Origin of the sequence: Nostoc cycadae WK-1 (assembly GCF_002897135.1) — a bacterium.
GTDB lineage: Bacteria > Cyanobacteriota > Cyanobacteriia > Cyanobacteriales > Nostocaceae > Nostoc_B.
This window is the reverse complement of the sequence record NZ_DF978432.1, coordinates 89,358-111,032: the sequence shown is the minus strand read 5'-3', so window position 1 is coordinate 111,032 and position 21,675 is coordinate 89,358. Positions and strand designations below refer to the sequence as shown.

Genomic DNA, 21,675 nt, shown 5'->3' with positions numbered 1-21,675 from the left:
AAAAGAAAATTAGCTTAATTGTTTCAAGAAAATGAAGCTTTAAAAAAGTCTTAATTACCGCTTTCTAGTTGAGCAATTTTATTGAGTTAATCGAAGATTTTTTATCTCACAAGTTCCTCACAATCTCTCGATAATTTCATAAAGGTAAGTTGTTTTTAACTCCTAAAATGAGGTGGTGCTATGAAAACAAAAACATTTTTTTATGGCTTGGCTGGTCTATTAACCAGTAGTACGCTCGCTGGATTAGTAATTTTAAATAACGCACAAGCACAGGTTGCAAACTCAGAACACAATACTCATCACCCATCTACAGAAACTACTCCTCCTCCCCAAAGAGGGATGATGACTAATATGGATCAGCATTTCATTGAAATGATGGTTCCCCATCACACTCAAGCAATGGAAATGGCTGATATCGCATTAAGTCGCGCTCAACGCCCAGAAATTAAAAAGCTAGCAGCAGCGATTAAAAACGACCAAAACCGTAAAATTCAGCAAATGAAAGCTTGGTATAAGGCATGGTATGGGAAAGAAGTACCTGTAACAGCCATGACTCGTCAAGAAATGATGTCAATGCATCAGCGTATGTGCCAACAGATGAACCCAGGCATGATGAAAATGCCGATGAACTGCAACATGATGGGTATGAAGGTAGATTTGGCAGCCTTGAAAGATGCACCAGATTTCGACAAAGAATTTATCCGTCAGATGATTCCTCATCATCGCATGGCTCTAATGATGTCGCAGATGGCTACTAAAAAAGCTACCAAACCAGAAATTCGTAACTTAGCTCAGTCCATCATTAAAACTCAAACGGCTGAAATTAACCAGATGGAGCAATGGTATCAGGCTTGGTATAAGTCAAAGCCTGAAGCAAGTTGAATTCCAGGCAGGAAGCAGTAGGATAGAGAATTTGGCTTGTTTCTTTGATTCCTAGCAGGTGGTTTACCGCAAGTGCATCTGCTCTCAAGGAGGTCAATTATGTGAAATTTTTTTAGACGCAAACGTCAACAAGATAGTGACAACATTGCTGTAGACCCAATATGTGGCATGACTGTAGAAAAGGCTACAGCATTGAAATTAGAGCGAGACGGACAGACTTACTATTTTTGCAGCCAGAATTGCCTGCATACCTTTGAATCACAATCAGTAAGATGAAGGAGTTCATTGAAAAATGGCAAGAACTCACGAGCATCACGGACATAGACACGCAAACATTGTACCCCAAGGTGGGATGGCGAAAGACCCTATTTGTGGCATGACAGTACCTAAAGCCACATCCTTGAAGACAGAACGAAGTGGACGCACTTACTATTTTTGTAGCCAAACTTGCTTAAACACATTTTTAGATCCTGAGAGAGAACTCAAATCTATGCGGACTCGCGTCACCATTGCGATGACGGGGGTACTATTTTTAGCAATTCTGCGAGCGGCTGCATTTTTGGGACTGGCAGCAGGTGTAAGTATCTTAAGCTGGGTGCCGATTTCTGCTCTACCCTGGTTCACCTGGGGAGTCTGGCTTTTTATCCTGGCTACCCCTGTACAGTTTATTGGGGGCTGGTCATTTTACGTGGGAGCGTGGAATGCCATCAAAAGCCGCAATGTAAACATGGATTTCCTGATTGCTTTAGGAACCAGCGTTGCCTATTTCTATAGTGTGGCAGTGATTTTCTTTCCTAATGCTCTACCTGTTGGAGTCGAGGAGCGAGACGTTTATTTTGAAGTTTCTGCCGTCGTCATTGCCTTTGTTTTACTAGGCAAGTATATGGAAGAAATTATCAAAAAGAACTCATCGGCAGCAGTACGCAAACTTCTAGATTTAAAACCTGCCACCGCCAGAGTCATCCGAGATGGCATGGAGATGGAAATCCCGGCAGAGCAAGTAATGGTAGGCGAAACCATTATTGTGCGTCCGGGAGAAAAAGTACCAACAGATGGAATTGTGCTGGATGGATCTTCATCTGTAGATGAGTCAATGCTGACAGGGGAGTCACTACCAGTGGAGAAGCAAGCCGGGGCTGCGGTAATTGGTGGTACTTTGAACCGAACAGGAGCGTTCAGTTTCCAAGCGACTCGTGTCGGCTCAGAAACTGCTCTGGCTCAAATCATCAAAATTGTGGAGGAAGCTCAGGCAAGTACGGCTCAAGTCCAACGGTTGGCGGATAAAGTCACGGGCTATTTTGTGCCTGCGGTTGTGGGAATTGCTGTGCTTGCTTTTCTTGGTTGGTTATTCGTGGGGAATTTCCCGCAAGCTTTACTGGCATTTATTGCTGTGTTAATTATTTCTTGTCCCTGTGCTTTGGGTATTGCTACTCCCGCCGCATTGATGGTTGGTGTGGGTAAGGGAGCAGAAGCCGGGATTTTGATTCGGGGTGGGGAAATTTTAGAAAGGGCAGAAAAGCTCTCTACCGTAATTTTTGACAAAACTGGAACCTTGACTCGTGGTGAGCCTAGCGTGACGGATATTGTACCCTTGGCAGAACGCCCAAACGATGAAATTCTGCGGTTAGCGGCGGCGGTAGAAGCAGGTTCAGAACATCCTTTGGGTGAAGCAATTGTGCGAGCAGCCAGACACCAAATGCTAGATATTCCCAAGGTGAGTAATTTTGAGGCAATTCCCGGACATGGGATTCGGGGAGAAATCAATCGAGATAGGATTTTACTTGGTAATCGCCGTTTGTTCCGCGAGCAAGGCTATCAAATAAATCCGGCAATAGAAGAGATACTGACTCGTTTGGAATCTGACGGTAAAACAGCCATGCTGGTTGGTTGTAATGGTTTGCTAATGGGGATTGTGGCAGTAGCAGACACCATCAAACCTGAAGCCAAGGAAGCGATCGCTGCCCTGCGGCGGGAAAAAGTTAAAGTTGTGATGCTCACTGGAGATAACCAGCGTACTGCCGAAGCGATCGCCCGTCAACTAGGAATCGATAAGGTAATTGCTGAGGTATTACCCGGCGATAAAGCCCAAGTCGTTAAAGATATTCAACGACGCGGCGAAGTTGTGGCAATGGTGGGAGACGGTGTTAATGATGCACCCGCCCTAGCAACTGCTGACATTGGTATTGCGATTGGTTCTGGTGCAGATGTTGCCAAGGAAACAGGCGGCATCATTCTGGTGAAAAACGATGTGCGAGATGTTGTCACCTCGATTCGCCTATCTCGTGCCACGATGCTCAAAATTAAACAAAACCTATTTTGGGCATTTATTTACAACACCATTGGCATTCCCATTGCTGCCTTCGGTTTCCTCAACCCAATTATTGCCGCAGCTGCGATGGCTTTGAGTTCCTTATCAGTGATTGTTAATTCATCGCTTTTGAAAGGATTCAAATTGTCAACAAATTGAATTGCAATTGCTAACTGCATTGGGGGGAAAAATTCTATGAATCATCAATCTAGTCAAGATAGTTGGTGGAGATCGCCCGCCAAAATAGCCTTATATGTTTTCCTGGCTATTGCTGCATTTTTTCTCATCACTGAACACTTAGCACATCTAGCTGGAATTCTGCCCTACTTGTTACTTCTAGCCTGCCCATTCATGCACTTATTTATGCACGGTGGACACGGCGGACACAGTGACGGAAATGATCGTTCATCTCGGTAAAAAATATCAATCAACAGGAAAGAAGAAATGAACAACGCACCCGCCTACGGTCTTTGGTCTTTAGTGATTATCAACTCTTTGGTATTTATTATCTTTGCCTTCAGCTTTACAAAACCAAAAAGTCCTCGTGATTGGCGATCGTTTGGTGCTTTTTCTGCTTTTATCGTGGCTTTGTTCACTGAAATGTACGGCATACCTTTAACAATTTACCTACTTTCAGGTTGGTTGCAAAGCCGCTATCCAAAGTTAGATTTCCTTTCCCATGATGCAGGACATCTCTGGTGGACACTGCTGGGTATGAAAGGCAATCCTCACTTTAACCTGTTGCATATTTTGAGTAATGTCTTAATTTTTGGTGGGTTTATCTTATTGGCATCAGCTTGGGAGGTTCTGTACAAAGCCCAGCGTTCTCACACATTAGCTACTACTGGCCCCTATGCAACAATTCGCCATCCCCAGTATCTAGCTTTTATCAGTATCATGTTTGGTTTTTTGCTTCAGTGGCCGACAATTCTCACATTATTGATGTTTCCGGTGCTGGTGTGGATGTATACACGACTGGCACGCCAAGAAGAACGTGAGGTGCGAGCAGAATTTGGTGCAGAGTACGATGGCTATGCCAGCAATACACCAGCTTTTTTCCCTCGTCTGGGAGACACCACCAAGAAAAGTAATACCTAAAAGGGAGAACTAAGTAAGTGAAAAGACAGGAAAGAATCAAGATCCTGTTTAATCGTCAAAACGCCTTTGCGTTGGCAATTTTGCTCTTATGTTTAGCCGTCTGTTATTGGCTACTGAATGCCCAGGTAAATATATTAACACCAGAAGGATTTAGACAAACTGTAAAGAATTTAGGGTTACTTGGGCCATTTGTCTATATTGCTATCTTGGCTTTATCTGTAGTTATTAGTCCTATTCCCAGTGCGCCACTCGCAGTTATAGCTGGCACTATTTGGGGGACATTCATGGCAGGAGTCTACAGCATAATAGGAGGTTTTATAGGTGGTTTAATTGCTTATTTTTTGGGGCGTACTTTGGGGCGATCGGCAATAAAAGCTTTAACTGGTAAAATCATTTATTTCTCGAAAAACAAAGGAGAGACATATCTAAGCTGGTTAATTTTTATTACTCGGATGCTGCCAATATTTTCTTTTGATTTGATTAGCTACGCTGCGGGAATCGCTGGTATTTCTCTCCCTAAATATACTCTTGCTACTTTTTTAGGCATGATTCCTTCAACATTTTTGCTGACATATATGGGAGGAGCATTAAGCGTAGGAACACCTTTAGGAATAGCTATTTCTGTTATTTTCCTCATTGTAATTATCGTGTTGCCTTGGTTGATTAGACGCTATAACTGGCTAGGAATGAGAGATATTGTCCGTGTGGAATAAATATATATTTTTTTGATTTCTTAAAAACTTAAATTTTTTCGATTGCAATTATTCAAGCTTTCCACTCAGTTAATCAGAGGTGAATTATGGTATCGCAAAGTCATCATCGAGAAAATCATCATAATGCTCAATTCAGCAACGCCAACATATTTAAGTACGTCAATTAGGTTTATTTACTAAAAGCTAAGGAATTGTTTTATGTTTCAGAAAATTTTAGTGGCAATAGACTGTTCTAAAGTTAGCAAGCGTGTTTTTGAAAAAGCACTTGCTCTGGCAAAACTCACAAAGGCTAACCTTATGATATTTAACGTTTTATGTCCTGAAGAAGAGGGATATCTAGATACTGCTGACATTTTAAATTACTATGATCCCGATAAAGACAGTGAAGCTGCACAACACAGCCAAAAAATGTTGGATAAATTCTCCCAGCCAAAGTTAGAGATGCTGCGTTTATACGCAACAGAAGCAACAGCAGCAGGTGTATACGCAGAATACAAACAAGACTTTGGCAACCCTGGTGAAACTATTTGTGAATTTGCTCGGAATTGGCAAGCAGATTTAATTATAATTGGCAGGCGACATTGGCTTTCAGGTATAGAAGAATTTGTTTTAGGTCGTGTTAGCAACTATGTACTGCATCATGCTTTTTGTTCAGTGTTAATAGTGCCATAGTTGCTAGTCAAAATTAATCCAATTATTTACTTTGCAGCGCGAAAAAAAGCACTATTATTTCACTAATCACACCTGCAAGCATTCCATAAGCTGCTGAATTAGCTCCGCTATGTCTGGTAAAAATTAGGGTTCCGCATACTACTAAAGTAAAGGTTGCAGCAACTACTGTTGCTATGTTGATGAACCAGTTTTTCCCCCTGTGAATTAGTAGCCCTTGAAACGTATTTTGCAGAGCTAAGAGCAGGGGAAAACATGAGAGTATTTGTATAACTGGACGAGATGCTTCTACAAGAGAGGGATTATTCCCCAAAAACTGACGCAGTAAAAATAATCCGTTATCTGTAAACCCAAGAAAAAACGGTATGAAAGTAAAACTTAGCCCGACAATCATGACAAAAGCAACCAGTGTTCGCCTAGAAGTTTCTTCATAAGCAGAAATGATCACTTGTTGAATCATCCGTGTACCGTTAGCAACTGAAAGAACTAGCCCCCACGCCGCAGGCCACACTGCGAGGGCAAGACTACCATCAAATGAGCGAGCAATCAAACTCAAAAGTATGGCTCTTGCACCCCAAACCAAAAGCATTGTTGAGGCTAAAGGAAGGTAATAAAAGGTGACTCCACTCAAGGTTTGAGGCAGTTTCTTAGTCTCAGAATATCCTTGTTGGTTAAGAATAGAAATAGCACCAAGACGCATACAAAACCATGTCACCAATACTGCCTCAATGAGTATGGCTCCCATCATGGTGATACCTGCCAATAATGCGCCATCTAACCGTAAAGTTACTCCCACTGCCAGCGACACAATTACCCAAGTCAATCGCGCTACACTTGCCCAACCTACAGCTATGCTCTTTTGAGCGCGGATCAGTAACCCTTGAAAGAATCGCCGCCAAGCAATCACGAAAGGCCACAGGAACATTAGCAGAAAAGCAGTTCTTCCTCGTGCAGCGATTGATGAGCTAACGCCGAATAAATCAAGCAGTAGCCAGTTATATAAGGGTTTCCAAGTGAGGAACAGAAAGATACCACTCAGAGCTAGTCCCGCAATTACCGTAAACTGCCAAAGTACGCGACGAGATTTAGCTTGGCCTCCCAGTGCAGTTGAGGCATGAAGAATCATGATAATGGGGCTTTCCAGAAATACGGCAACTCCTTTGACTACCCCGACTCCAGCTAATGTCTCTTGCGGAAAAGATAGGCGGCTAAGTGCAGATGTCTGAAGCGGATCTCCGAGAGTCATTGCCACATCAGATAGGGAAAGTGGAATAAACTGCTTCAGTAGTGCTAGTAGCGATCGCCCTGAAGCTGTATTATTACCTTCCTGTCCCTGCTGAGGTGAAATGTTCATGATTTTTTTTAACATTAATCTATGATGAGCCACTAAAAATACAGAGGAGTCAGTGAGGCGATCGCATCATCAAGATGTTCCCCCTGTTTCAAGGTAAATCCATGATGATCAAGCCAATCGGAATCGTAGACTGTCTCAAGGTATCTATCCCCTCGGTCTGGATTGATCATCAAAATCCGCGCACCCGCACCAAGAGAGCGCGCCAGATGCAAACCACCAGCGACAATTGCCCCTGTTGATGCACCAAGAAGCAATCCTTCACGACTTGCAAGTGCATGACACACCGAGTAAGCCATATCCTCTGGTATCACGTAAGCGCGATCGAGCATTGAAATATCCAGATTTGGTGGAAAGAAAGATAACCCAATACCCGTCATCTTGTATGGTTTGGCTGGCGTTCCCATAATCACTGAACCCACCACATCAACGCCAACAATACGTATTTTGGGAAATCGCGGTAGGAGATAACGAGCTATTCCCATTATTTGTCCCGCCGTGCTAACACCTACCACGACAGCATCAAGTTCACCAGCAAAGTGGGCTTCAATTTCCCGCGCAGTGTAGTATGAATGTGCCTCAGTATTCCAAGGATTCAAGTGCTGACATGGATACCAAGCATTAGGGATAGTTGCGGTAAGCTCATGCGCTCGTTTCATTCTCGCCTTTTGCATAGAGCCTGATTCGTCTGCTTCATGTAGCGGTACATCCACAAGTTCCGCACCATATGCTTTCAGCATTCGTCTAAACGGTGGCGCAGTTTTGGCATCGACAACAATAATCACTCGATACCCTCGGACTGCTCCTACCATTGCTAAACCAACGCCGAAATTTCCTGAGCTTGACTCGATAATCGTACCACCAGGTACAAGTAGTCCTTCTTCCTCCGCACGCTTGACGAGGTAAACTGCATTTTTCTCCTTAATTGATCCTCCAGGATTGCAGCTCTCAAGCTTTAATAAACACTCTGATTCAATACATACACGGGATATGTTTCCAAGCTGTACGATCGGGACATTTCCTAGTGCCTGGGTAACATTGGCAGATACAAAAAGATTGTATCTCTTACGATTGTTGTATTGCGAACTAGAAAAGTTCTCGGACGATAAAGTTTTGGGAAAAGAATTCATATTGAATATTGAAACAAATGAGGAAATTACTGTGGCTGCAACTTTGTAAACTTGCTTACTTGCTAAAGCTCTCTTATGTCGTATTTACAGCCTAAATTTAGTGATATTTGTAATAAACTTGATGTCATGTACAAATGTCTTGGAATACCTGATTAAATCAGCCGCCCCAATTATTGGTAGGTTTGCTTTTGTGCTATGGCAATTGGTGTGTCAGCTTTACGGGGCATCACTCCTAGTTAATAATCAATATCTAACAGGTTTATTTTTTCAAGCCAATTCTCAGAAATGCCTGTATTCATTCATGAATAGACTAGATATTTCTATCCTGAAAGATAAATATGAAATTAAGATGAAATTTCAGATATTGTCTTAAATAATTTCCAAAAATCAGTAGCTATGATTTTCTCATTGTCATTAAATTGACTTCCATGATTTGCTTTGTATACACTATTGCTTGCATGACGATGAAGCTTAAGTTAATGGAGGGTTTGTTTGTATAGCGTCAAACTCGAATATGAGAAAAATAATGCTAATGAACTTTCTTGATGTGACAATGAACACCAATAGTTTATAAATCAGTTTATAAATTTTCGGGAAATAGCTGGAATTTCATCTTAGTTTCATCTTTACCTGTCAAAATAAATAGTGACTCAATAGACTCTTGCAAATACTTAGTTTCTGTAACTCCTCAAACTAAGACCACACCTATTTTGGCAAGTCAATCTACTGAGTCCTTTTTCACTGTTAACATTTTGCTATTTCAAAAAAATTCTGTAAAATTTTATACTTAAATTTTATATAAATGTACAGATGAAAAAGTTTTTAAAAAGATATCAACTTACTGTTGACAGGTGAACTCTATGAGAGTGTTACTAGTCGAAGATGAACCAGATTTGGGTGCTGCTATTAAGCGAACTCTTACCCAGCAGAAGTACTTAGTTGATTGGGTACTCGATGGTAATGATGCCTGGGCATATCTAGAAAATCAGTGGACACAATACACGCTAGCTATTTTCGATTGGATGTTGCCAGGAATATCAGGATTAGAGTTATGCAAAAGGCTACGTTATCGTCAAAGTCCTCTACCTGTTTTAATGCTGACAGCTAAAGACAGAATGGAAGATAAAGTGACTGGGCTGGATGCGGGTGCAGATGACTACTTGGTAAAGCCATTTGGGATGGCTGAATTATTGGCTAGATTGCGGGCATTGCAGAGGCGATCGCCCCAATTTCAGCCCCAAGAATTAACTGTTGGCAACTTAACTCTAGATTACGGCAACAATATGGTTGTTAGTCAAAATAATACAGGCAAGAAACAGGAGATTTCCTTAACTAATAAAGAATTCCAGTTACTAGAGTATTTTATGAAACACCCAAACCAAATTGTGACTACTGAACAAATTCGTAATCAGCTTTGGGAAGTGAGTGCAGAACCCATAAGTAATGTAGTAGCTGCTCAAATGCGTTTGCTGCGTCGCAAACTAAACAATAGTGGGTGCGGGAATATGATTGAAACTTTGCATGGTACAGGATATCGTCTCAATCTCACGCCATGAATCAAAATAAACTGTTTAAGCAGACCCGCCTGCGTTTAGCCTTGTGGTATGCGCTCGTTATGGCTTTGATTTTAAGCCTGTGCGGATTTGGTATCTACAGAGCGATTTCCCACGCCCATTGGATGACATTAGATCGAGAACTGGAGTCTGTTGCCGGAACACTACACGACAGTATTGAACTAAAATTACAGCAACCTGGTGAATTAGAACCAGTTATACAGCAGCTTTTACCCAATATTTGTGTAGTTGATAAAAGCTGTATTCAAGAGCAGTTAAGTTCCAAACGCCATATTTTAAGCGCAATCAATCAAGGTAATTATTATGTGCGTTTTTTCGATAATTCCGGACGCTTAATTGCGATCGCCGGAACTTATCCAGAAGGATTACCCGTAGCCTTTAACAAGGAACTTTGGCAAACTCTGAAAGACAGCAAAGGACACTTCTACCACCAAATTTCATTTGTTCTACACACTCAAGAAAATCGTGATTGGGGTTACATTCAAGTAGGGCGAAGCCTTGCAGATTTCAACAGTTATCTTGTTGCTGTAAAACTCATTTTAGCATTGGGATTACCAATGGTAATGGCTCTGGTTGGTGTTGCTAGTTGGTGGTTAGCAGGGTTAGCAATGCAACCAATTTATCGCTCATATAGACAAATCCAACAATTTACAGCCGATGCTGCACACGAGTTAAGGACACCTTTAGCAGCAACCCAAGCAACAGTAGAATCAGCCCTTTTGATGCCCCAAATAGATGAAATAGAAGCACGGGACATTCTGCAAACTCTACAGCGTCAAAATCAGCGACTCACAACTCTGGTTACAGATTTGTTGCTGCTGACTCGTCTGGATCGTCAACCAATGCCAATGCCACGAGACATTTGCTGCTTGGATGATATTGTTAATGACTTAATAGAGGAATTTGCAGCCTTGGCGATCGCATCTGATGTAACATTAACATCTTCAGTACGGGTGTCAACTTCTTTAGATATTATTGGTAATGCAGATCAGCTTTATCGCTTGTTCTCTAACTTAATTATCAATGCAATTCAATACACACCAAAAGGAGGAAAGATAACCGTTTGCCTAGATCGCAGTGACCATTATGCTGTGATTCAGGTTCAAGATACGGGTATTGGTATTCCGCAGCATGATTTGACTAGAATTTTTGACCGCTTCTATCGAGTCAATAGCGATCGCTCCCGTAGCACTGGCGGTTCTGGATTGGGATTAGCGATCGCCCAAGCAATTGTTTTGGCATATCACGGCAGCATAGATGTGCAAAGTGAATTTGGTAAAGGTAGCACTTTTACTATTAAGTTACCTTTCGATGTCCGTCCACTTGATAGCGTTCGCTCTATTTACCCATTTAAAATACTATATCGTCGCTCACATCAATAACACTAAGATTAGTACTGTTGTAAAAGCTCCTAGAGACAGATTGCTATCCAAACTGTTTACAAGCCTTTATAGAGTGAACTGGCTCTGGTTGATCAGGTTCTATTCGCTAGAATTTTTTTGAGATCACCTGAACTGAATCATTGGATCAAACCGAGCTAAGAAGCGTCTTCCTTCTTTTCTTCTAAAAGTGCTTCAATTTGGTCAAAAAGACGATTAACTTTTTTGACTTTTTTCTCATCATCCCAGATTTTGCTCTTGATGAGTGCTTTGTATATTTTGCTGGTTCGTTCCTTGTTTTGTTGTTGGGGAGACTGGGGTTTACTTTCTGATTGAATTTGAAGAATATCTCCCACTAACTCTTTGATTACAGATAATGAGAGATTTTCTTCAATAGCTTTTTTTAAAATATTTTGCCGTTTTTCATTGTCCTTAATCCGAGCAATTTCTTTTGACTTTGTGTATTCTATCTGACCTTGCTCTAATACTGCTTGGATATCTGAAGGTAGTTTAAGTAGAGGAAGGCGGTTTGATACAAATGACTCCCAGGATATCTTACCTATCTGTAGAAATATTCTTTGTATCGCAAGTGCTTCTTCACTAACCATAACGTTATGGTTAGAATTTCCCTTAGTCTCATTATTCATCTGATATAGAAGAGAGACTACTGCTTCTTGTTCAATATTGAGTTCTTCAGCAAGTAGTTCGAGAATTCCTATAGTTTCCTCGTAGGCATTAAGGTCTTCCCTTTGAAGATTTTCAACCAAGCGGAGTTTGCGAGCTTTCTTTTCGTCACACTCAATAATGACTACAGAAATTTCCTCAAGTTTTGCAATTTCACAAGCTTTGAGACGGCGTTCGCCAGCTATCAGCTCGTACTTGTCTCCCTCAAGCTTTCTGACGACTATGGGTTCTAGTAACCCCACTTCCTTAATGCTATCGGCGAGCGATTTGAGTTTTACAGGGTCGAAATAGCGACGAGGCTGACTTGGTGGAAGGATAATTTGCGATAACAGTAAAGTGCTATTGGGTAAGGATTGTTCTGCTTCGTCTCCAAATAAATTATCGAGTCCGGTGAGTTTTTCTAGTTCGCGTCTTTGGCTCATAATTTAGTAATATATTTTGTAATTTCTTCGAGTATCTTGACTGCGGGGTGGTTTTTCTTGTGGAGGGCAAGCGGTAGATGTGCCTGGGTTGCGTCAGGAAAAGCTGTTGATTTAGGAATGGGGGCAGTAACGTGTATCCGTCCTTCAACCTGTTGTTTAATTTCTTCTAGTATTCCTGTATCTTGAAGATTACGATTATCGTATTTGGTTGGAATTATACAGGCAATTTGTAATTTCTGGTGTCCTCCTTTTTTGAGTCGGGCAATTGTTTCTAGCAGTTGGTTGGTGCCAAGATAGCACTTATATTGCGTTTCAACAGGAATAATAACGTGTGAAGCAGCTACTAAGCTCATAATGCTTAGGATTCCTAGAGAAGGCGGGCAATCAATCAAAATGTAATCATACTGGTCAAGTACATTTGATAGCACAAACTTGAGCCGTTGGCGGTTGTCGATGGTCAAGTCATGAAAAATTTTTTGCTCCGTACCTGCCAATTGGATATTTGTTGGTACAATGTGCATCCCGTGAATAGGTTTTTCCCATATATACAGGGGAGTTTCTTCAGCAATCGCACCATAAATAGTTTGTTCAGTTTGCAGCTTGACTTCCCCTAATCCCATAAAAGCTGTTAGTGATGCTTGTGGGTCCATATCCACAAGCAGTACACGGTGTTTTTTAGCAAGATGGTATCCAAGATTGTGTGTAATAGTCGTCTTAGCTGCACCACCTGACTGATTGAAAGTGGCAATTATTTTGGTTGATGACATATATTAATGAAGCGATATTGTGAACCCATGTCAGCGATTCTACCAAACAGTGGATTTTTATTTTGGATTTTTGAAAAAAATAACGCTAGTTCAAACAAGTGAACCTGTCTGGACTAGCATTATTCAGTTAATTGGTTCTAAAATGGGGGTTCTTCGTCTAGGTCTTCATTTGTCGAAGTAACGTTATCTTCTAGTAGTTCCTTAGCAAAATCGGGAGTTTCAGGCGAGTGAGAGTTTTTGCTAACTTGGGTGAGTTCGTTAATCGGTTGTGCTGAGATAAAGTTTCTAATTACGAATGTGGCAATCTTTTCTTTGTACTCACCTCTGTTATCTACCACTAAATCAAGATATCCTTCTGCTGTACCATGTACGCCTTCCCCTTGTTCGTTGATGAGGACAGCAGGTGCGCCTTTGGAACGGAATGGTATCTCGTCAGTAACGACTCCTTCCTTGGAACGGTAGTAGAATTCAGCAATCCCAAAAGCAATCAAGGAACCTTCTTTGTCGTGGGTTGTGTTCACTGATTTAAGATTAATAGTTGCAGTATTATGAATCATGGTCGTTTGGTTTGTAGATTGATTAGATGGTTGATCGCCTATGATTTATACTGCATAGGCGATTTGTAATTTTCTAAAAATTTGCGTTAGCTACAGCCTGTGTTTCGTTTGGTACAGAAGTAGATGTAGATTCTTCCTTACGGGGTGAACCTAGTAATTCGATGGCGTTGATTGTGATTACAGGTTTTTGCCGCATAGTGCCAGAATTTTTATCAGCCCAACGATCAAATCCAAACTCACCAGTAATTGCAATCTGAGTCCCTTTACGAACGTAATTTCCGATCACTTCTGCTTGATTTCCCCAAGCGACTAAATCAAACCAAAGGGCTTGTTCACTTCTGTAGGGCGGTCTTACTGCAATAGAGATTGAAGCTTTAACTGCTCCCGACTCGAAATATTTCAGGTCAGGTTCTTGTCCACATCTGCCAACTAGCATGACTTTGTTGATATAGTTCATAAAGCGAGAATCGATATATTTCTTTTATTGCTGCGTCAGCATTAGTTTTTTTAGGATTTATCATTTTGACGAATTGTTTTATTTAAAGCACACTTTTTGATTCATACTTGTGAGTTATTTTTTATCCCTGTTTCTCATAGCATTGCGGTTTTTACTAAGGAACAACAAATTATCTTGTGCTATGGTGGGATCGCAAATGTCGTCGTATGTATCTAAAAATTATAAGTAATGACTTATGCTTGAATATCTTCTCCTGAAGCGAGTAAGTATTTGTAAGCTGATGCTCTTGGCTTTGATGTGGATACAGTTCGATGAAGACAGCCAAAGTCAGCTTGCTCCTGACTACTCTTCACCTTTGCAAGTAGAAAATCTTACTTGGTTAGGAGAAACATCTGTTGGAGAAGAGGTTGAGCATTTTTGTGATGTTTCCAATACCGCTAGGATAGGCGTTTGGGGAGAAAATCTAGAACTGAAGTTAGTAGATTTAATTGCTGATTTACCAACTTGTTTGCACGATGCTTCATGGTTTGCTCTACTGGCAATTACTATGATGTTGGTGGATAAGGAATTAGAGGGGATATGCGTACACCCACAAGATGAGTATTTTGCCCGGACTCTTGCGCTTGAAAGTTTGGCAGATTTGGGTGATTCTTACTTAGCCAAAGGACATCCTTATTTAGATTTTCCTTTATCGTTAGAAGACGCTCAATCATTACTGCCAGTTAATAGAAAGCAAGAGCTAGAAATAGAGTTAGAGAAATTTATTGTTAATACTTATGAACATGATTTTGATGATGAAGCACCAGATATCTGTGAGTTTTCATCCATCTACTTGCAAGATATTTTAAAAGAGTTTTTTGTTGAATCTGACTGGCAAGGTGATATTAATCAAGAGGCGGTTGCACAGCTTCAAGAAAAGTATGGCTCACAATATTCAGAAGGTGCATTCTCTCCTGAAACTAAGGAACACGAGCGTTGGGGCAAAACCCTTGTTTTTCTTAAACAGTTTATAGGTTTGGATTTCAGTTTTATCGAAAGCCAAAGTGATTTGTTCCTTGATGAATCTCAAGCAGCTGATTTACCTAATTACTTCCGTATCAAGATCCGTTTAGAACGTTGGCAAGACCGAACAGTTGTTTTATCCCGGTTGGTTCATACTTTAGTTCATTTTTTACTGGTAGGACAAAATTATCATCCTAGTCATATACAAGATTTGATGGCTATTCCAGTTTCTTCACGGGCTATATCCAGCCTACAAGCTTGTTTAGGTGTAGCTGCTTACAGAAGTGGTTATTACATGGCTGCTTCAAATATTCCCGAATCAGAAATTGGGCGGAACTGGTTGCTACAAAAAGCTTTTCCTAACCTGCTTGAGTTTTATCAAACAGGTCGTTTTAATGGAAAACAGTAATTAATATTCTGCTGTTGGTTAATAGAGACAAATTTATATTTATGAAAAAATATTTATTTATAGGATTATTATTCTTACTGGCTGGATGTTCATCTCCAGAAAAAGAAAATAAAGTTTCAGCTATAGAATCAAATCCTTCACCTACGCCTTCATTATCTTCAGCTAATGTTAATAATGCTACGCCGTCGTTAAATTCAGAAGTGTTACCTGATTTATCAACTAAAGAGAAGCTTGGAGAAGTTAGTGCAGAGAACGACTTAATTGACTCGTTTTATTTTGATGGTAATGGTGTAAAAGTGAGTTTGACTGTAGCGGCTGATAAAGCTTGTTTTATCTACGTGCGGCGCAGTACTCCAGACCGAGTTGGTGAGGTTGAAATTGAGTCACTACAGCGCGAAAAGTTAGGTCTATGGCGTTCGTATAATACTCAGCGTCTTCTAACTCAACCTGCTGGCAATAGACTAAGGGTCTATTCATCAAGTGAGGAACTTTCTTCTACTTATGAAAATCCTGCCATATCACCAGAAATTCTTGTAGCAGCAAAAGAATTGAAGGAGCGTGAAAAATCATTTAAATTACTTTTGCGTCAGGACTTGAGGGCAAGTGATTCAGCAAGACGAATTTATGTCAATCAGTGTCAGAAATTAGGCAATTTTTATTACAAGGAAGAACTTCCTCCTCTCACGGACAAAGAGAGGAAGGAATTTGGGAGGAGTGTTGAAAAAAGTACTAACAATTAGTTATTAAAACAGTGACAATTGCTCCATCTTAGTATTACTTTCAGTTGAATTTGCTGTAACAGGGTGTTTGTTGTTCTTTGAAGACTTTTTACCCCATCCCTCTTTCGCCGCGTGTTTGACTACACGAGAACGAATATCAGCAGCCAGGGTTTCATAATCAGAGCGAATTTTGTCATACGAAACCGGAGTTGTACCCATCTTCTCCCACAGGTTTTCGTAGTTAAAATTCTTGAAAGGTCTGTGCCTAACGAGGGCATTATAACTTGCCCACAGATAAACATCTGTCCATTCGGATGATAGCGGCACTTCAAAAGCAATTGGCATCATCAGTGCAACAACTTCACTACTAGAGGCAAGTTTACCTACTTCTCCCTTGTCTATCTCTTGTAAAGCTGCATCTAATCTATCAACTGCGATCGCGTGCCAAACCCAAGTGGGAATTGACTGTTGCCAGCCGTTCTGCTGAGTGACAATTGGCCCAGCGATGTACTGAACAATTTCACGACTTGCTCCTGCTAGATCGAGTAGGCTGGCTGTTACAGCTTTGTTAATCCCTTGGCTGGTTAGTAGTTGAAGTATCTTTCTAGTGCTAGGGTTTAATATTTCGCTGGTTTTTTGGCTTTTACTGTTACGGATGGTTTCTTCAACATCGAATAAACTGTGCTGCTGGTTCATATCTTTATATGTGTAAACAAATACTGCCAGCTAGAAATACTTCTAACTGGCAGTGCTTTTTGATAATGGTGTGTTTTACTATGGCAGAAGTAGGTTATCCCAAACGCTTCTAGGAGTAACGTGATGCAGTAATTGCTTTCTTGCTTGGGTGAATTTAGCTAGTAGCTTAGTGCTTTTTAATTTCTGCCACCAATTATATTGCAGGTAGGTAAGCAACCATAACTGCGTCTGGTGATTCCAGCTTGAGATGGAGTTACTCAAACTGAGTGCCTTGAGGATATCGTCAGGAGGCACTTCCAGTTCCTTTGTGATTTCTTGAGAGATGGAAGCTAACATTTTAATATTGGCGATCGCTTGACCAGGACTGCCAGAACTGATAGCTAGTATTTTTTCTGTTACCTCAATTTGTTGGTCTTTAAGGACAGAAATAACCTCCTCATCAGTTAACCTTTGGAAAGGTATGATTTGACACCTACTCTTGATAGTGGGTAATAGCTTTTGAGGATAGGATGATATCAGAATAAACGTTCCAGTTTTGGGTTCTTCCAGCGTCTTGAGAAGTTTGTTAGCGGCAGTAGGATTGAGCATATCTGCTTCATAGATAATCACTACCTTTTGCTTGCCCTCGACTGCACTAGTTGAGAGAAATTCAATTACCTCGCGCACCTGTTCTACTCGGATAGCAGGGACACTTTTCTGCTGGGAGGTGTTTTCGGTATAGGTTGGTTTGATTTGTAAGATGTCTAGATGTTTAGATTCTCCTGCGATCGCGGAGCGACTTTTTCTTGAGAGTATTGCATTTGCGAATGCCAAAGCAATTTTTCCTTTGCCTACTCCCTCAACTTCGCTGCTAAATAGGTATGCGGGAGCAATTTGATTACGTTCGATTGCTTCAGTTAGTAGAAGTTTGGCGGTATGTTGTCCGATGATTTCTGTAAATAAGTTGTTTTTCATATCGTGCAAATTTCGATAATTCGACTAGTTAAATTGTTAGTGCCGCTTTTGAGTTCCGTTTCGAGTTGTAAAAGTAAGGTAAGGCTGTTTTTCAGTTTTTGAATGCCTACAAACTTGATTTCATCTTTGAGGTAATACAATCTTTTAGGGTTCTTCAATTCGGCTATTTCTGCAATCTTCATGTCAGATAATTTAGCTTCTACGCCAACTTTAGTTATTAGCCAAGTGCGAAAAACTGACGTAAGAGTTGCTACTATTTTGAGTGGATGTTCATTACTATCTACTAGTTTATCAACCTGCGCTATTGCCAAGTTTGAATGATTTCTTAACATAGCCATAGTAAGCTTTTGGTAGTCAGTATTGTGATTACTAACTAATTGTTGTATTTCCCCAAGAGAAATAATTTTTTCACTTGCATAGACAGCAAGTTTAGCAAATTCGCTATCGGCTCGTGCAGTGTTATTACCAATTGCTTCGACTAGATAATCGGTCACATCCGGTGTAAGTTTAACTTGATGGATAGCTGCATACTTCTCTATCAAATTAACTATCTCCTTTTTATCCCAACAAGGAACGAGAAGAAACTCTTCTTGTTGAGCATATTTTAAGATAGTTTTCACTACTGTTCTGCGGGAATCTGGCTTTTTGTTACTAGTAATTAAAAGAATGTTACTTGCAGGTATTCGAGAAAGTTGATTTTCAAGTTCTTGGTTATTATCCTCATTTGATAAGCTTCCAATTAAATAATCGCTATCTGTATGAACAATTTTGTTACCCTCTCCAAAGGGTAACGTCATAACCTCAGTAAAAACCTTGGCAGCAATATTTTTCTCATTTCCAGATAGCTTAATGTAGTTAAAAGCTTTCCATTCAGCATGAACATTTTGATTCAGCAAATAGTTTATTTTTTGATTGAGCGAATAGGTATCTTCGCCGTAGTATAGGTATACTGGCATCACAAATTAGATAAACATCTAATTATCATGCGTTAGTTATAAGCAGTGGTAAAAAAAAGAAGAGTTAGTATTAACTCTTTCTGCTTGCTTGGTATTTATTATGTGTGACCAGTAAACACTTACTTAAGTTTGTACTGGTTGTACGAAATTTTGAATTGAGTCTTTATCAATATGGTTATCTACTGGTTTATTGCCCAAGTATTTGCGCCAAGAATCTAACTGTTGAATGTACTCTATCACTCCGCTATAACCAGTTACATTGTATAGTGTAATAGCTGTTTCCAATTCCTTTAAGCTGGCTTGTTTCTCTGAGAGAATTTTGACTATAGCTTCGGGAAGTTTAGTGTCTTTACCAGTATCTAAATGTAAGTGTGGTGTGTTTTCTAGTAATATTTCTTGTCCACATAGAGTAACACCATCATCTTCTATATTTGTAGTATGAAGTTGAACACTAATCTCTGATAAAGGAAGAGTATGTTGAAGAAATTTTTTAACTTTTTTGGTTTTAGTATTTCTCCTTTTTGATTTAATGATAACTGGGTTGTTTGGTTCTGCAACTTCGTAACATTGGGGGAGTTCTAGAGATAGTTGACCTGTTAAGTGCCATGATGCACTTCGTTTTTCTGGTGGGGTAATGCGATAAGAGAACTCAGCTGTTTTCCTGGGGTCGCCAGACTTTCTTAATTTGACCCACATGTTGTAGCTGATAATTCCTTGAATGTAAGTTTTTGGGTCTAATATTACTGGGTTTGTGTTTTCCCACCACTCAATTTGAACTACGCGATCGCCATCTAATTCGTAGATAGTTCTAACTCTGGCATTAGGATGAGACGCAAGGAATGAGTTTACCCAAGCCTTTTGCTTTTTATTAAGCCTGGGCTTGCGAGAAGAGGACTTATTTTTCATTAGTTACAGACAAGTGAGAATGTATGAATTTGAAAAACCTTTATATTTAGTGGCTTCAAAATTTACCTAAAATCTCAACTTTGTTCATTTAGAAAAGAGATAACTGACGTTTGTTACTTTCTAGTGTTGTAGGAGCAGCTATTTTGAGAATTTCTTCTCGCCTTTTTTCGATAAGGTGAAGATAGTATTGACGGGAATAAATTTCATTAATGCTGATATTAGTTATGCCGCTAATTCCGTAATAGTAAGTGACTACATCTCCAGGTTTCCCTAGTTTGAGGATTTCTTTTTCGCCCTCTTTGATTTTGCGTGTGATTGCAAGTTTTTCTTTTGGATATTCCCTTGATAAAATCTGGGATTTGATGTGTGCATAATAATCTTCTGCTACTGATACATTTTGAATTAGCAGGGTTAAATACTCAATAGAAAACTCTTTCTCCAGTTGAGAGCGATCGCGGTTGCGCCAGTTGCCTTTAGTGATGATTTTCCCGTCTGGAAGCCATAAAAGGTAATTTTTGGTTCCCCGTTCGGGGATAAACATAGCGTCGGCGATAAACTCTAGCTTGACAGTTATCCCTTTAGGCAATTGAGATTGAAGTAAACTACGTACCTCTTCTGGGTTGGGATGGGTGAAAAACACTCCATCGGTGTCAACTTCCACAGGAGTACCACCGTGCCGAGTGATAATTTCAATCATTAGCTTGAGTACTTTTCGACTGTAGGCTGTAACTAATGCAGCAGCCTCCATATCATTGAAGGCGAGTTCAGAGGTACCGAAGAATCCAAACTCGGAGTTAGCTAAAACCTTGACGGATTCTCTTTTTTCCTTAGCAGCAATATCTCCAGCAGATGCAAGTTGTTCCAACCTAAATTTTTCATTCACCAAATATTGCAGAATACTTAGTCCAATACGTTCTGTATCTTTAATTGAGCAAATACCCTTATCTAGCATTGCCCAAGGGTGCATTGAGCTAATATCTGCATATCCAACCCTTCTATACAGTCCAGGAATAGAGTAAGCCATCCCTCCTTGAAATTTGTACTTGCGATCGGGTTTTGGTTTATAGCCTGGATAATGATGCTCAAATATTCGTTCCCATTTAGTACCATTACCAGCAAGTGTTAGCTGCTGGAGATTCATTTCCGGTACAATTAGTGCTTCGTAATAGTATGAGGGTACAAGTCTATTCGCAATTAGCCGGGTGTCTTCAAGGTCGTAGACAAGATACTCTTTTAGGCGTTTCCATCCCTTACTGTTGGGGCCATCTTTCCAACAAGCGAGAATTTCCTCATAGGGAAGAACTAGCCTAGTGTTCTGGCGCAGTCCCATGTCCAATACAGCCTTTTTGAGCGATCTGCCGTTAGTTAGCTTTTTGGCTATGAAATCCCACCTCAGAACACATATATAAATGTCTACGTGTTGGCTATTTCGGATGAACACCTCCTGAATTTTTAGTGGCTCACCCCGTACTTGGGCAGTACGAATAGTCCGAGATTTAGATGCAACTTTAAATGGGTGTTTTATACCGTGCAAGTTGCATCGAGTAATAATAAATGGAATATCAAATGACATCCCGTTATATGTGAAAATGACATCTGGATTTCTTTTACTGAGATGGTTGATAAATTTGGTCAGTATTTTAGCTTCTGAGATATCCATGAAAATAGTAGAATATCCCCATGAATCCATACAACCAATAGCATAAATACGGCTTTCAAATGGGTTTATTCCTGCTGTTTCGATATCAACAAATATTTGTAAAAGTTCCTGATACGGCTTGAGTTGTATTTTGGGCTGCCAAGGGTTTATTGGAGAGGGGTCTTTCCAATAAATGTTTAGTTTGTCTTCATCAACAACGATTATTCCTCTAGATTTTTTTACAAAATCTCTGTGGTTATAATTCATTAATTAGAGATTTTCCTAATTCATGTTGATATTAATTTTTAACTATCAACTTAACTGCGTATGCTGCTGTGGTAGTAAATGTTAATTTATTTGGTTATTTTATTAAATAAATACAGAAATAAGCATGGTTCATCAG

The 21,675-nt window shown here is 40.2% G+C and carries 22 protein-coding genes; 11 read left to right on the top strand and 11 right to left on the bottom strand.

Going from position 1 to position 21,675, the window contains the following annotated elements:
* Positions 1-180: 180 nt before the first annotated feature.
* The 7 genes from NCWK1_RS18195 to NCWK1_RS18165 all read left to right on the top strand — a co-directional run bounded on the left by NCWK1_RS18195 (position 181) and on the right by NCWK1_RS18165 (position 5,673).
* Positions 181-882: a DUF305 domain-containing protein gene (locus NCWK1_RS18195; protein ID WP_103125693.1), complete on the top strand. Its 702-nt coding sequence runs from the start codon at positions 181-183 to the stop codon at positions 880-882.
* A 144-nt stretch (positions 883-1,026) separates the two neighbouring features.
* Complete coding sequence (locus tag NCWK1_RS30455; RefSeq protein WP_219724891.1) at positions 1,027-1,158, top strand: YHS domain-containing protein; 132 nt, start codon at positions 1,027-1,029, stop codon at positions 1,156-1,158.
* A 16-nt stretch (positions 1,159-1,174) separates the two neighbouring features.
* Entirely contained in the window at positions 1,175-3,349 is a 2,175-nt protein-coding gene (locus NCWK1_RS18185) for a heavy metal translocating P-type ATPase (protein ID WP_187308176.1), read from the top strand.
* A 36-nt stretch (positions 3,350-3,385) separates the two neighbouring features.
* Entirely contained in the window at positions 3,386-3,607 is a 222-nt protein-coding gene (locus tag NCWK1_RS18180) for a DUF2933 domain-containing protein (RefSeq protein WP_017307545.1), read from the top strand.
* Positions 3,608-3,634: 27 nt separating this feature from the next.
* The gene (locus NCWK1_RS18175; protein ID WP_017307544.1) at positions 3,635-4,288 is read left to right on the top strand and encodes a methyltransferase family protein; all 654 of its coding nucleotides are present in this window, start codon (positions 3,635-3,637) and stop codon (positions 4,286-4,288) included.
* A 17-nt stretch (positions 4,289-4,305) separates the two neighbouring features.
* Positions 4,306-5,001 carry a TVP38/TMEM64 family protein gene (locus tag NCWK1_RS18170; protein WP_103125692.1) on the top strand — a complete coding sequence of 232 codons (696 nt, stop codon included), beginning with the start codon at positions 4,306-4,308 and terminating at the stop codon, positions 4,999-5,001.
* A 198-nt stretch (positions 5,002-5,199) separates the two neighbouring features.
* A complete protein-coding gene (locus tag NCWK1_RS18165; protein ID WP_017307542.1) occupies positions 5,200-5,673 on the top strand; it encodes a universal stress protein in 474 nt (157 codons plus the stop codon).
* A 22-nt stretch (positions 5,674-5,695) separates the two neighbouring features.
* Here NCWK1_RS18165 and NCWK1_RS18160 read toward each other — a convergent pair whose 3' ends face one another.
* Both NCWK1_RS18160 and NCWK1_RS18155 read right to left on the bottom strand, forming a co-directional pair.
* Entirely contained in the window at positions 5,696-7,024 is a 1,329-nt protein-coding gene (locus NCWK1_RS18160) for a hypothetical protein (protein ID WP_103125787.1), read from the bottom strand.
* A 32-nt stretch (positions 7,025-7,056) separates the two neighbouring features.
* A complete protein-coding gene (locus tag NCWK1_RS18155) occupies positions 7,057-8,151 on the bottom strand; it encodes a cysteine synthase family protein (RefSeq protein WP_010993914.1) in 1,095 nt (364 codons plus the stop codon).
* 860 nt (positions 8,152-9,011) lie between these two features.
* On the opposite strand from NCWK1_RS18155, the gene rppA reads away from it, so the two are divergent.
* Together rppA and rppB are read left to right on the top strand one after the other, a co-directional pair.
* Positions 9,012-9,707 carry a two-component system response regulator RppA gene (gene rppA, locus NCWK1_RS18145; protein ID WP_103125691.1) on the top strand — a complete coding sequence of 232 codons (696 nt, stop codon included), beginning with the start codon at positions 9,012-9,014 and terminating at the stop codon, positions 9,705-9,707.
* Positions 9,704-11,107 (top strand): two-component system sensor histidine kinase RppB, encoded by a 1,404-nt coding sequence (rppB, locus tag NCWK1_RS18140; RefSeq protein ID WP_103125690.1) that lies wholly within the window; start codon positions 9,704-9,706, stop codon positions 11,105-11,107. Before rppA ends, rppB begins: the two co-directional genes overlap by 4 nt.
* Positions 11,108-11,262: 155 nt before the next feature.
* Here rppB and NCWK1_RS18135 read toward each other — a convergent pair whose 3' ends face one another.
* The 4 genes from NCWK1_RS18135 to ssb form a co-directional block, all read right to left on the bottom strand.
* Positions 11,263-12,210 carry a ParB/RepB/Spo0J family partition protein gene (locus NCWK1_RS18135; protein ID WP_103125689.1) on the bottom strand — a complete coding sequence of 316 codons (948 nt, stop codon included), beginning with the start codon at positions 12,208-12,210 and terminating at the stop codon, positions 11,263-11,265.
* Entirely contained in the window at positions 12,207-12,977 is a 771-nt protein-coding gene (locus NCWK1_RS18130) for a ParA family protein (protein WP_053458067.1), read from the bottom strand. Before NCWK1_RS18130 ends, NCWK1_RS18135 begins: the two co-directional genes overlap by 4 nt.
* Before the next feature lie 137 nt (positions 12,978-13,114).
* The gene (locus NCWK1_RS18125) at positions 13,115-13,534 is read right to left on the bottom strand and encodes a hypothetical protein (protein WP_103125688.1); all 420 of its coding nucleotides are present in this window, start codon (positions 13,532-13,534) and stop codon (positions 13,115-13,117) included.
* 73 nt (positions 13,535-13,607) lie between these two features.
* Positions 13,608-13,991, bottom strand: coding sequence for a single-stranded DNA-binding protein (gene ssb, locus NCWK1_RS18120; protein ID WP_017307534.1), 384 nt, complete (start codon positions 13,989-13,991; stop codon positions 13,608-13,610).
* A gap of 235 nt (positions 13,992-14,226) precedes the next feature.
* Here ssb and NCWK1_RS18115 point away from each other — a divergent pair, with 235 nt between their 5' ends.
* A complete protein-coding gene (locus NCWK1_RS18115; protein WP_103125687.1) occupies positions 14,227-15,402 on the top strand; it encodes a hypothetical protein in 1,176 nt (391 codons plus the stop codon).
* A 41-nt stretch (positions 15,403-15,443) separates the two neighbouring features.
* Positions 15,444-16,142, top strand: coding sequence for a hypothetical protein (locus tag NCWK1_RS18110; RefSeq protein ID WP_103125686.1), 699 nt, complete (start codon positions 15,444-15,446; stop codon positions 16,140-16,142).
* A 3-nt stretch (positions 16,143-16,145) separates the two neighbouring features.
* On the opposite strand, the gene NCWK1_RS18105 is transcribed toward NCWK1_RS18110, so the two are convergent.
* The 5 genes from NCWK1_RS18105 to NCWK1_RS18085 all read right to left on the bottom strand — a co-directional run bounded on the left by NCWK1_RS18105 (position 16,146) and on the right by NCWK1_RS18085 (position 21,539).
* Positions 16,146-16,817 (bottom strand): hypothetical protein, encoded by a 672-nt coding sequence (locus tag NCWK1_RS18105; RefSeq protein WP_103125685.1) that lies wholly within the window; start codon positions 16,815-16,817, stop codon positions 16,146-16,148.
* A 78-nt stretch (positions 16,818-16,895) separates the two neighbouring features.
* Positions 16,896-17,771 carry an AAA family ATPase gene (locus NCWK1_RS18100; RefSeq protein ID WP_103125684.1) on the bottom strand — a complete coding sequence of 292 codons (876 nt, stop codon included), beginning with the start codon at positions 17,769-17,771 and terminating at the stop codon, positions 16,896-16,898.
* Positions 17,768-18,727 carry a DNA polymerase III subunit delta gene (holA, locus tag NCWK1_RS18095; RefSeq protein WP_103125683.1) on the bottom strand — a complete coding sequence of 320 codons (960 nt, stop codon included), beginning with the start codon at positions 18,725-18,727 and terminating at the stop codon, positions 17,768-17,770. Before holA ends, NCWK1_RS18100 begins: the two co-directional genes overlap by 4 nt.
* Before the next feature lie 123 nt (positions 18,728-18,850).
* Entirely contained in the window at positions 18,851-19,633 is a 783-nt protein-coding gene (locus tag NCWK1_RS18090; RefSeq protein WP_103125682.1) for a hypothetical protein, read from the bottom strand.
* 88 nt (positions 19,634-19,721) lie between these two features.
* Positions 19,722-21,539 carry a 3'-5' exonuclease gene (locus NCWK1_RS18085; RefSeq protein WP_103125681.1) on the bottom strand — a complete coding sequence of 606 codons (1,818 nt, stop codon included), beginning with the start codon at positions 21,537-21,539 and terminating at the stop codon, positions 19,722-19,724.
* Between the last annotated feature and the right edge of the window lie 136 nt (positions 21,540-21,675).

Bases quoted from the DNA above. Each gene is read 5' to 3' on its own strand.
- NCWK1_RS18135 (WP_103125689.1), bottom strand. From the start codon at position 12,210: ATGAGCCAAAGACGCGAACTAGAAAAACTCACCGGACTCGATAATTTA.
- NCWK1_RS18090 (WP_103125682.1), bottom strand. From the start codon at position 19,633: ATGAAAAATAAGTCCTCTTCTCGCAAGCCCAGGCTTAATAAAAAGCAA.
- holA (WP_103125683.1), bottom strand. From the start codon at position 18,727: ATGCCAGTATACCTATACTACGGCGAAGATACCTATTCGCTCAATCAA.
- NCWK1_RS18125 (WP_103125688.1), bottom strand. From the start codon at position 13,534: ATGATTCATAATACTGCAACTATTAATCTTAAATCAGTGAACACAACC.
- NCWK1_RS18185 (WP_187308176.1), top strand. From the start codon at position 1,175: ATGGCAAGAACTCACGAGCATCACGGACATAGACACGCAAACATTGTA.
- NCWK1_RS18105 (WP_103125685.1), bottom strand. From the start codon at position 16,817: ATGAACCAGCAGCACAGTTTATTCGATGTTGAAGAAACCATCCGTAAC.
- rppA (WP_103125691.1), top strand. From the start codon at position 9,012: ATGAGAGTGTTACTAGTCGAAGATGAACCAGATTTGGGTGCTGCTATT.
- NCWK1_RS18195 (WP_103125693.1), top strand. From the start codon at position 181: ATGAAAACAAAAACATTTTTTTATGGCTTGGCTGGTCTATTAACCAGT.
- NCWK1_RS18085 (WP_103125681.1), bottom strand. From the start codon at position 21,539: ATGAATTATAACCACAGAGATTTTGTAAAAAAATCTAGAGGAATAATC.
- rppB (WP_103125690.1), top strand. From the start codon at position 9,704: ATGAATCAAAATAAACTGTTTAAGCAGACCCGCCTGCGTTTAGCCTTG.
- NCWK1_RS18130 (WP_053458067.1), bottom strand. From the start codon at position 12,977: ATGTCATCAACCAAAATAATTGCCACTTTCAATCAGTCAGGTGGTGCA.
- NCWK1_RS18165 (WP_017307542.1), top strand. From the start codon at position 5,200: ATGTTTCAGAAAATTTTAGTGGCAATAGACTGTTCTAAAGTTAGCAAG.
- NCWK1_RS18115 (WP_103125687.1), top strand. From the start codon at position 14,227: ATGCTTGAATATCTTCTCCTGAAGCGAGTAAGTATTTGTAAGCTGATG.
- NCWK1_RS18180 (WP_017307545.1), top strand. From the start codon at position 3,386: ATGAATCATCAATCTAGTCAAGATAGTTGGTGGAGATCGCCCGCCAAA.
- ssb (WP_017307534.1), bottom strand. From the start codon at position 13,991: ATGAACTATATCAACAAAGTCATGCTAGTTGGCAGATGTGGACAAGAA.
- NCWK1_RS18100 (WP_103125684.1), bottom strand. From the start codon at position 17,771: ATGAAAAACAACTTATTTACAGAAATCATCGGACAACATACCGCCAAA.
- NCWK1_RS18155 (WP_010993914.1), bottom strand. From the start codon at position 8,151: ATGAATTCTTTTCCCAAAACTTTATCGTCCGAGAACTTTTCTAGTTCG.
- NCWK1_RS18175 (WP_017307544.1), top strand. From the start codon at position 3,635: ATGAACAACGCACCCGCCTACGGTCTTTGGTCTTTAGTGATTATCAAC.
- NCWK1_RS18110 (WP_103125686.1), top strand. From the start codon at position 15,444: ATGAAAAAATATTTATTTATAGGATTATTATTCTTACTGGCTGGATGT.
- NCWK1_RS18160 (WP_103125787.1), bottom strand. From the start codon at position 7,024: ATGAACATTTCACCTCAGCAGGGACAGGAAGGTAATAATACAGCTTCA.